Origin of the sequence: Streptomyces sp. UNOC14_S4 (assembly GCF_020740835.1) — a bacterium.
In the GTDB taxonomy this organism is placed as follows: domain Bacteria; phylum Actinomycetota; class Actinomycetes; order Streptomycetales; family Streptomycetaceae; genus Streptomyces.
In genome coordinates, this window is record NZ_JAINFC010000019.1 from 22790 (window position 1) to 32302 (window position 9513).

General features: G+C 71.5%; 9 protein-coding genes. 4 read left to right on the top strand and 5 right to left on the bottom strand.

The features are described 5' to 3' along the window. Positions 1–162: 162 nt before the first annotated feature. Both K6I34_RS03515 and K6I34_RS03520 read right to left on the bottom strand, forming a co-directional pair. Positions 163–609, bottom strand: coding sequence for an SRPBCC domain-containing protein (locus tag K6I34_RS03515; RefSeq protein ID WP_229322562.1), 447 nt, complete (start codon positions 607–609; stop codon positions 163–165). Positions 610–828: 219 nt separating this feature from the next. Next, a complete protein-coding gene (locus tag K6I34_RS03520; protein ID WP_229322563.1) occupies positions 829–1179 on the bottom strand; it encodes a hypothetical protein in 351 nt (116 codons plus the stop codon). Positions 1180–1430: 251 nt separating this feature from the next. Here K6I34_RS03520 and K6I34_RS03525 point away from each other — a divergent pair, with 251 nt between their 5' ends. Both K6I34_RS03525 and K6I34_RS03530 read left to right on the top strand, forming a co-directional pair. Continuing rightward, a complete protein-coding gene (locus tag K6I34_RS03525) occupies positions 1431–1634 on the top strand; it encodes a hypothetical protein (protein WP_229322564.1) in 204 nt (67 codons plus the stop codon). A 190-nt stretch (positions 1635–1824) separates the two neighbouring features. Then, entirely contained in the window at positions 1825–3585 is a 1761-nt protein-coding gene (locus K6I34_RS03530; RefSeq protein WP_229322565.1) for a dolichyl-phosphate-mannose--protein mannosyltransferase, read from the top strand. A 117-nt stretch (positions 3586–3702) separates the two neighbouring features. Here K6I34_RS03530 and K6I34_RS03535 read toward each other — a convergent pair whose 3' ends face one another. From K6I34_RS03535 to K6I34_RS03545, 3 genes are all read right to left on the bottom strand, one after another. Further along, on the bottom strand, positions 3703–4119 hold the full coding sequence (locus tag K6I34_RS03535; RefSeq protein WP_229322566.1) for a hypothetical protein: 417 nt from the start codon (positions 4117–4119) through the stop codon (positions 3703–3705). A 111-nt stretch (positions 4120–4230) separates the two neighbouring features. Beyond that, complete coding sequence (locus tag K6I34_RS03540; RefSeq protein ID WP_229322567.1) at positions 4231–5307, bottom strand: sensor histidine kinase; 1077 nt, start codon at positions 5305–5307, stop codon at positions 4231–4233. Beyond that, positions 5300–5923 carry a response regulator transcription factor gene (locus tag K6I34_RS03545; protein ID WP_229322568.1) on the bottom strand — a complete coding sequence of 208 codons (624 nt, stop codon included), beginning with the start codon at positions 5921–5923 and terminating at the stop codon, positions 5300–5302. The genes K6I34_RS03540 and K6I34_RS03545 overlap by 8 nt, the downstream gene beginning before the upstream one ends. Before the next feature lie 1023 nt (positions 5924–6946). On the opposite strand from K6I34_RS03545, the gene K6I34_RS03550 reads away from it, so the two are divergent. Next, the gene (locus K6I34_RS03550; protein WP_229322569.1) at positions 6947–8602 is read left to right on the top strand and encodes a penicillin-binding transpeptidase domain-containing protein; all 1656 of its coding nucleotides are present in this window, start codon (positions 6947–6949) and stop codon (positions 8600–8602) included. Positions 8603–8727: 125 nt separating this feature from the next. Next, a partial coding sequence (locus tag K6I34_RS03555) for a DMT family transporter (RefSeq protein WP_229322570.1) occupies positions 8728–9513 on the top strand: 786 nt, incomplete at its 3' end.

The following is a 9513-nucleotide window of genomic DNA, read 5'->3' on the forward strand; positions in this document are numbered from 1 at the left end:
GCGGGGAACTGCGCGCCCAGCCTCCACCGGACCAGCGGCCGCACGCCAAGCGCAAGAGGCACTCTGGTAGGCGAACCGTCCCACCGGCCAGCACCGGACGAACGGGCCCCGGGGCGGCAGCCCCAAGACCGCGGAAGAGCCGTGGCCGACCACCGGCCACGGCTACGGCATCAGCCAAGGCGCCTTCGGCAGCGCCCGCCCCGTCTCCAGATACGTCTTGAGATTGGACAGCACGGCGGCCCACCCCCTGGCCGCCTCCGCCCGCTCCGCCTCGTCCGCGAGGTTCTCGTGGGTCACGGTGAGGCGGACGATCTCGGCGTACTCCTGGATCTCGAACGTCACCGTGGACGGCCCCTGCGGCGGCTCCCCGCCGGGCGGCGCCCAGGTGCTCACCAGGCGCGTCGGGGGCTCGGCCGCCAGCACCGTGCCGACGACGTCGGCGACGTGCGTGCCGTCCGTCCGCCGGTGCTCCCACCGGGAACCGGGCTGCCAGTCGGACACGTTGCTGTGCCCCCAGTACTCGGCCGTCCGGTCGGGGTCGGTGAGCGCGCGCCAGACGTCGGGCGCGGAGCTCTCGATGTACAGGACGTACGAGTACGAGAAGGTCATGGCGAATGTCCCTCCGGTCGGCAGCGGTCACGGGAGCGGAGCCGGTCACGGCCGTGGGCCGACCGTGCCGTGCGCCGACCGTAGTGGAACACGAGTGCTGGGCCGTGGATATGTGGACAGCCGTGTCACCCTCTTCACCATGTGTGCCGTGCGGAGTACGTGCGTGCCGGGTCCTCCGGGCGGTCTCCCGGAGGACCCGGGGCGGAAGCCGCCCGCCGGTCAGCGGGTGTACAGCCACCAGTAGTAGCGGTAGTCGTCGTGGTCGTATTCGCGCTTGCACTTGTAGTCGTGCCAGTCGCCGTGGCTCTTGCCCTCCTTGCCCTCCTTGCCGGCCTTGCGGCAGGAGTCCTCGCTGTCGTAGTGGCCGCGCTTGGTCCAGTGGTCGCTTCCCTTCTCCTGCCCCTTCTCCTGCGGCGGCTCGTTCGTCTGCGAGCTCGTGGCGCTGGTGGACGGGCTCGGGGAGTCGTCCTGCGGGGCCGCGACGGCCGCCCCCGCCGCGCCGGTCAGCAGAGCCGCCGTGACCGCCGCCACCACCGGTGCGAGGCGGAGACGGAAGGTCCTCGATTTCATGGGGTTGCCCCTTTCCTTGTTCTTCCGACGGTTCCTTCGGTGCCTGCCCCGATGGTGGGCGCGGAACGTGGGCCCCGGAAGTCGGGCGCCCCGAGCGTGCGGGAGGCCGCTTCCGGGGGCGCCCCGCGCGGGCGGGCCCGAATCCCCCGCGGCGTGAGCGTTCACCCGTTCGGCGGCCGGTCCGCGTGCGGGGGGCGGCGCGCGCTGCTGTGGTGGAGGGACAGGCCCGTGCGAAGCGGAAGGAGCCCGCCATGCCACGCAAGAAGAAGGACGACCGCCAGCGGTCCACCGGTGACCAGGGGAAGGCGAAGGGGACCGGCCCCGGGCAGCACCGCGGGCGGGATCTCGGCATGCACGCCCAGAAGGAGCCCGAGGAGGGCCCCCGCGAGCGCACCCCCGACACGCGCTACTGGCACGACGAGTACCGGGGCGGCCGCAAGGAGCACCGTGCGTGATCTCACACGTGGGCCGACCCCTGGCCTGACCCCTGGCCCGACACCCGGCCTGACTCCTGGGCTCACGCATGGCTTCACGCGTGACCTGAGCGGCCCCTGAGGCGCCGGGCGGGAGATCGCCGGCCGCTCCGCGCGGCGACCCGCGCGCGGCCCTCAGGACTCTCACAGACCGGTTCCCTACGATGGCGCGGTGAGCAGTGACACCGCGACCCAAGCCCGGCAGGGCCAGACGGCAGACGAGCGGCAGCCCGCGTGGCAGCGCAGACTCGGCCGGTTCGGCTATGCGCGCGGGCCGCAGCCGGACGTGCGGGAACGGCTCGTGCCGCCGTTCCCGGAGCCCGGTACACGGGTGTGGCTGCTGCTCGGCGCCGCGCCCGGCACCGCCCGGCTGCTCGCGCGCTGGTCGGGGTGGCTCGCGCCGCTCGCCGTCACCCTGTTCGCCGGGATCATCCGCTTCTGGGACCTCGGCAGTCCCAAGGCGGTGATATTCGACGAGACGTACTACGCCAAGGACGCCTGGGCCCTGTGGAAGTACGGCTACGAGGCGAAGTGGCCGGACAACATCAACGACCAGATCATCGCCGGGCACGACCAGATCGCCGACGCGCCCGGCTATGTGGTGCACCCACCGGTCGGCAAGTGGGTGATCGGCTTCGGGGAGTGGCTCTTCGGGCTGAACCCTTTCGGCTGGCGTTTCATGGTCGCCGTGCTGGGCACTCTGTCGGTGCTCATGCTGTGCCGCATCGGGCGCCGTCTCTTCCGCTCCACCTTCCTCGGCTGCCTCGCGGGCGCGCTGCTCGCCGTCGACGGCCTGCACTTCGTGATGAGCCGCACCTCGCTGCTCGACTCGGTGCTCATGTTCTTCGTGCTGGCCGCCTTCGGCTGCGTTCTGGTGGACCGTGACCGGAGCCGCGCCCGGCTCGCCGCCGTGCTGCCCGTCGACGCGGACGGGATCGCCCGCCCGGACGCCGGGGTCGGTGGCGGGCTGAAGCTCGGGTGGCGGCCCTGGCGGATCGCCGCGGGGGTCTGCCTCGGGCTCGCCTGCGGCACGAAGTGGAACGGCGTCGTCTATCTGGCGGCCTTCGGGCTGCTGATCGTGCTGTGGGACATGGGCTCCCGGCGCGTCGCGGGTGCCCGCCGCCCCGCCCTGGCGGTGCTCCGGCGCGACACCCCGTGGGCCTTCCTCGCGACCGTGCCGGTGGCCTTCGCCGTCTACCTGGCCTCCTGGACCGGCTGGTTCGTCCACAGCGGCACGTACAGCGAGAAGGACGGCTGGCAGCACAGCGGCTTCTACCGGCATTGGGCCGAGACCAGCGGCGGCTACAGCCCCGACGGCTTCCTGGCCGGGGTCCTCAACCCGCTGCGCAGCCTCTGGCACTACGAGCACGAGGTGTGGCGCTTCAACACGAACCTCTCCTCGCCGCACACCTACCAGTCCAACCCGTGGAGCTGGCTGGTCCAGTCCCGCCCCGTCTCGTACTTCTACGAGTCCCCGGGCGCTGGCCACGACGGCTGTCCCCAGGACGCCGCCGACAAGTGCGCCCGCGAGGTCCTCGCCCTGGGCACGCCGCTGCTGTGGTGGGCGGCCTGCTTCGCGCTGCTGTACCTGCTCTACCGGTGGGCCCTCCGGCGCGACTGGCGCGCGGGCGCCGTCCTGTGCGGCGTCGCCGCGGGCTACCTGCCGTGGTTCCTGTGGCAGGAGCGCACGATCTTCGTCTTCTACGCGGTCGTCTTCGTGCCGTTCCTGTGCCTGGCCCTGGCCATGATGCTGGGCGCGATCCTGGGCCCGCCGGGCGCCCCGGAACGCCGTCGCGTCCTGGGCGCGGTCGGCGCGGGCACGCTCGTCCTGCTCATCGCCTGGAACTTCGTCTACTTCTTCCCGATCTACACGGGCCAGGCGATCCCCATCGAGGCGTGGCGCAACCGGATGTGGTTCGACACCTGGATCTAGCGATCCAGCGATCCAGCGATCCAGCGATCTGGCGATCCGGCCGGGAAGACGGCCCGGCGGCCTGGGCACGCCCCGAGGGGCGTGCCCAGGCCGGGCACCGTGGCCGGGCGGGCCGGATCAGTACGTCAGGACGGGGCTGTCCTGGGTTTCGTAGTCGCCGTTGCCGAGCCAGTGCACATGCGTGAACCCGACGTAGTCGTGCCCCTGGGACGGGTTGGTCAGCTCGATGCCGAGGTGCTGGTAGCCGTTCTGGCAGGAGACCGTCTGGTAGGTGGCGTACGACCACGTGGTCTTGTCGAAGACCCCGAAGGTCACGTAGCACTTGGAGTCCACGTTCCCGAAGTTGAGGTAGGCGTCCGCGCCGATGCGGCCGTTGTTGTGGTCGGCGACGCACACGTTCTTGTAGGTGGGGCCGGCGCAGCCGCCGCCGGTGGAGGCGGCTGCGGTGCCCGCGCCCGCCAGCGCCATCGTCGTGGTCAGTGCCGCCGCGGCGAGGGCCAGACTGGCGCCACGCTTGATTCTCCGTGCACGCATGGAATGCTCCTTGGTCGAGAAGTCGGCCCTCTACCGGGCCGGTTGCCTGCGTGCACTGTTGTCGGGGGCCATCGACACCGCATAAACAGGGGATAAGCCGCTCTCACGCGTTCAGCCGGGAAAACGCGGCGGGGGAGGGGTGCCCCGGCCGCCCCGGCTCCGGCTCTTCCGGCAGCTGCGCAGCGGGAACACGGCCCGGACGACCGTGCCGCCGGTGCCGGCGGTCCTGGCGGCGAACGTGCCGCCGTACGCTTCGCAGCGCCAGCGCATGCCCTGCATGCCGTACCCCTCGGGGGCCCTCGGCGGGTTCGGCCCGAGGCCGCGTCCGTCGTCGGTGACGGTGAGGCCGATGCCGTCGTCGCGGCATACGAGGGTGACGGTGACATGCTGGGCGTCGGCGTGCTTCACCACGTTGGTGAGCGCCTCCTGGGCGACCCGGTAGACGGCCAGGTTCACGCCGTTGTCCCCCGCACACGCGTGGGGGCGGTCGCCCTGGACGTCCATGTCCACCACGAGCCCGTTCTCGGCGGCGATCTGTCCGGCGAGGGAGGTGACCGACTCGGCGAGTCCCCGCCCCTGGACGGTCGCCGGGCTCACGGTGGCGATGATGCGGCGCAGGGTGCCGGCCTGTTCGTCGAGGGTGCGGGAGGCGTCGTCCATCGCCGCACGCAGCGCGCGGGGGTCGTCCAGCGCGCGGGCCGCGTCGAGCCGCCGCCGGGTCAGTGCCAGCAGCTGGAGGACTTCGTCGTGCAGCTCGCCCGCGAGCAGGCCCGCGTGGTGCTCCTGCCGCTCCACCATGGCGCTGGCGCGTCCCCGGCTGAGGACCACTTTCATCTCGGGCCAGGCCGGGACGGCGTACACGGATGCCGCCAGCAGGAACGCCATGGCCGCGTGGTCCGTCGCTGTGGAGTGCGCGAACCGGTCCACGCTCAGGACCGTGAATCCGCAGCAGATCATGGCCAGCAGCCGGCGGGCCCGCCGCAGCCCGCAGGTCAGCAGCGCGAGGACACCGGTGGCCAGGGCGACGCTCAGGGTCGAGATCGACCGGGGCGGCATCCGGTCGTGGGCGAGGAAGTTGACCCCGTAGGCCACGACGCTGACCAGGCTCACCGCGATGCACAGGCCGCTGAGTGAGCCCAGGGCGAGCGGCTGTCGTGCGGTGGTCGGCCGGGTGGTCCCGTCACACATCGGCGGAGCGGTTCTGCCGGGCGTACGCGACGAGGTCGGCCCTGGTGACCAGGCCCAGCCGGGCCCGCAGAGCGGCCCTGACGCTCTCCACCGTGCGGATGCTGACCGTCAGCCGCGCGGCCACCTCACGGTTGGTGTGTCCCTCGGCCAGCAGGCCCAGGACCTGTCGTTCCCGCAGGGGGAGTTCCGGCTCCCGGCCCTCGGTGCGGGCCAGCCCGGCACCGAGCGAGGGCTGTACGTACCGTCCTCCGGACGCCACCGTCCGTGCCGCGACGACCAGCTCGGACACGGGGCTGCTCTTCAGCAGATAGCCCGCGGCACCCGCGGCCAGTGCCCCGCAGATGACGGCGCGGTCCTCGTAGCAGCTCTGCACGAGGATTCCCATCCCCGGCGCGGCGGCGAGGAACTGGGGAATGGCCTTGAGGGCCAGCCCCGACTCCAGCCTCATGTCCAGCATCAGCACGTCGGGCCGCTGCTCGGAGACGGCTTTCAGCGTCTCGCGTTCGCAGGCGGCCTCCCCGACCACGACGAAGCCCTCGGGCTCCAGGAACGCCCGGGTTCCGGCTCGTACGGTCGGATGATCCTCGGCCAGGACCACGCGCACGGGACCGTCCATTGTCTGCACGCCTTTCGGACACGGGGGAAACGCGGCTGCTTTGCCGCCCTCGTGAATGCGTTCACCTTCCGATGTAGTGGCCAATTTTGTCAACCAACGGAATTCTTGCGGAGAATGTCAAATTTTCAAGATGCTGCGGCGAACCCGCAGAAATCTTGCGGATTTGTGCGGATGTCCCACGTCGGGCGGACTGGGCACGATCATCTCGTCCGCATCGCTCACCGGATGCCCGGTGATCACAAGAAAAGAGTTCCGAGATGCTCTCCACCTTCTTCGACATCGCGACCGGCCTGTTCAACTACGCCCTCCAGTGGTTCCAGGGCTAGGAGCCGAGAGCCCTTCGGGGTGGTTGTTCTTTCCATCCCGAAGGGTCCGAATTTCCCGCCTTGACGGGAAAAGTGCACCGCCGGTGGAGAAAAGAGGTGAATACGCATGGCTCTGTTCGACCTCGCGCTGAACGCCTTCACCGAAGCGGCCAAGTGGATCTTCGGCTGAGGTCCGGCTGGGGTCCGGTCGGGATCCGGCCGTTCGGGACGTGAACGCCTTTTGCCGGAATCCGGAGGAGGGTGACCCCCCTTGGCTCTCTTCCGGTCTCCCGGGTTCGCGTGACGCGTCATATGTGACGGCCTTTCAGAAATGTACCCCCGGTAAGCGGGTCGGAGGAATTCCGGGCCGCTTGCCGGGGGTGTGTCGTGCGAGGGCCCCCGGCCGATCCCGGCCGGGGGCCCTCGCGCTGTTGTCCCCGAGCCGGCCACGTCGACCGCGCCGACCGCGCCGACCGCGCCGACCGCGCCGACCGTGCGCCATGCCCGGTCGGCAGCAGCGGGCGGCGCGCCGTGGAGGCCGCTTGAGGCAGTGATTCCACTTCCTCGCAGGACACTTGATCCCACGTCACCCCTTCCACCCTCCCCAGAAGGCTTGATTCCGGCCATCGCCGTCCCCTGTGTCGGTGCTGTCCCGTACAGTCGCCAAGCAGAGGTTTTAATCAGGTGATTAAAACCGGGGGACTGGAGGGGGAGGACCATGCACAAGGGCGCGAAGATCGCGGTCGGTGTGGTGGCCACGGCGATGGCGGGGGCCGCCGGGCTCGGGGTGTACAACGTCGTGAGCGCGGTCACGGGCGGCTCGTCCGGCGAGGCGGAGGCGGCGCCGGTGCGGACCGGGCCTCCGTCGTCGGAGGAGGTGGACAGAACCGCGCGCGACTTCCTCGCGGCCTGGGAGTCGGGCGATGCCGTCAAGGCCGCGGCCCTGACGGACAACGCGTCGGCCGCGGCCACCGCGCTCAACGGCTACCGCACCGCCGCCCACGTCGAGAAGGTCGCCCTCAAGCCGGGCACGGCGACGGGCTCCACCGTCCCGTTCTCCGTCCTCGCCGAGGTCGTCCACGGCACGCAGCGTTCCACCTGGGCGTACGACTCCGCGCTCACCGTCGTCCGGGGCAGGACCACCGGACAGGCGCTCGTCGACTGGCAGCCCGCCGTCGTGCACCCGCAGCTCGCGCAGAACCAGACGCTGACGACCGACGCCGTCGGCGATTCGCAGATCACCGTCGTCGACCGCGACGGCACGGTGCTGGACGGCAAGGACTACCCCTCGCTCGCGCCGCTCCTGCCCGGGCTGCGCAAACGGTACGCGGAGAAGGCGGGCGGCGAGCCGGGCGTCGAGGTACGGGCCGTGGCCGCCGACGGGAACGCCAGCGGGAACGCCAGCGGGAACGCCGACGGGAACAAGGCGCTGGGCAAGACCCTGCACGTCGTCTCCAAGGGCAGGCCCGCCCAGCTCCGTACGACCATCGACGCGGCCGCGCAGCGCGCCGCCGAGACCGCGGTCGACCGGCGCGACGACGCTTCCGTCGTCGCCGTGAAGCCGAGCACCGGCGAGATCCTGGCCTTCGCCAACTCGAAGAAGACCGAGTTCAACGCGGCCCTCAACGGGCAGACCCCGCCCGGCTCCACCATGAAGGTCGTCACCGCGGCGATGCTGCTGGAGCAGGGCAAGGTGACGCCGGGCAAGGCCGTGCCGTGCCCGAAGTACGTCACCTACGGCAAGCAGTTCCACAACGTGGAGGAGAGCGAGAACCCCTCCGCGACCTTCGCGCAGGACTTCGCGGCCTCCTGCAACACCGCCTTCGTCTCCCTCGCGGGCAGCGTCCCCGACGGCGCGCTCGCCTCCGAGGCCAAGGACGTCTTCGGCATCGGCCTCGACTGGAAGACCGGCCTCGCCAGCTTCGACGGCAGCGTGCCCACCGACCCCGACGCGGGCAAGGCCGCCGCGATGATCGGCCAGGGCCGCGTGCAGATGTCGCCGCTGAACATGGCCTCCATCGCCGCGACCGTGCGCTCCGGCTCCTTCCACCAGCCCTACCTGGTCGCGCCCTCCCTCGACGGCCGCACCCTCGCCCAGGCGGCCCGCCCGCTGCCGCCCGCCGTCGCCCAGCAGCTCCGCTCGATGATGCGGCTCACCGCCGTCTCGGGCACGGGCCGGGTCGCGATGGCCGGGCTCGACGGCGACACCGGCGCCAAGACGGGCTCCGCGGAAATCGACAACCAGCCGAAGCCGAACGGGTGGTTCACGGCATACCGTGACGACGTCGCGGCGGCGGCCGTCGTTCCGCAGGGCGGCCACGGGGGCGACTCGGCGGGACCGATCGTGGCGGCGGTGCTGCGCGCCGCCCGGTGAGTGGCCTGTCGGGCGGGTGACCGGGACTACAGCGCCATCCGTACGGGCAGCGTTAGCGTCGTGGACATGAACAGTCCGGCAAGCGTAGGTGTACGCACACGCAACCATCACTCCGAGTACGCCATATGACCCCGCTGGTCGCCGCCGCCGTTCTCATCGCGGCCGTCACGCACGCCAGTTGGAACGCCATCGCCCACGGCATCAAGGACCAGCTCGTCGCCTTCACCCTGGTGGGCGGCGGGGGAGCGGTCTGCGGGGCCCTGCTGCTCGGGTTCGCGCCGATGCCCGCCGGGGGCGCCTGGCCGTACCTCGCCGCGTCCGCGGTGCTGCACGTCGTCTACCAGCTGCTGCTCATGCGGTCGTTCACGCTCGGCGACTTCGGGCAGATGTACCCCATCGCGCGGGGCAGCGCGCCGCTCGCCGTGACCGTCCTGGCGGCGGTCTTCGCCGGTGAGGTGCCGGACGCGTGGCAGTCGGCGGGCGTCGTCGTGGCGTCCGCCGGGCTCGTCGGCGTCGCGCTGTGGGGTCTGCGCGGAGCGCGCCCGCAGTGGGCGGCGATCTGCGCCGCGCTGGCGACGGGCCTGTCCATCGCCACGTACACGGTCGTGGACGGCCTGGGCGTACGCGCCTCCGGCGCGCCCCTCGGCTACATCGCCTGGCTGATGATCCTGGAGGGCCTGGCCATCCCGGCGTACGGGTTCGCCGTGCGGCGCGGCGGATTCCTGGGCGAGCTCCGGCCGTACGCGGCGCGGGGGCTGCTGGGCGGTCTGCTGTCCGTCTTCGCGTACGGGCTGGTGCTCTGGGCCCAGACCCGGGCGGATCTGGCCCCGATCGCCGCACTGCGGGAGTCCTCGATCATCGTGGGGGCGGGGATCGGGGCGGTCGTGATGAAGGAACGGTTCGGGGGGCCG

Bases quoted from the DNA above. Each gene is read 5' to 3' on its own strand.
- K6I34_RS03515 (WP_229322562.1), bottom strand. From the start codon at position 609: ATGACCTTCTCGTACTCGTACGTCCTGTACATCGAGAGCTCCGCGCCC.
- K6I34_RS03520 (WP_229322563.1), bottom strand. From the start codon at position 1,179: ATGAAATCGAGGACCTTCCGTCTCCGCCTCGCACCGGTGGTGGCGGCG.
- K6I34_RS03545 (WP_229322568.1), bottom strand. From the start codon at position 5,923: ATGGACGGTCCCGTGCGCGTGGTCCTGGCCGAGGATCATCCGACCGTA.
- K6I34_RS03525 (WP_229322564.1), top strand. From the start codon at position 1,431: ATGCCACGCAAGAAGAAGGACGACCGCCAGCGGTCCACCGGTGACCAG.
- K6I34_RS03535 (WP_229322566.1), bottom strand. From the start codon at position 4,119: ATGCGTGCACGGAGAATCAAGCGTGGCGCCAGTCTGGCCCTCGCCGCG.
- K6I34_RS03550 (WP_229322569.1), top strand. From the start codon at position 6,947: ATGCACAAGGGCGCGAAGATCGCGGTCGGTGTGGTGGCCACGGCGATG.
- K6I34_RS03540 (WP_229322567.1), bottom strand. From the start codon at position 5,307: ATGTGTGACGGGACCACCCGGCCGACCACCGCACGACAGCCGCTCGCC.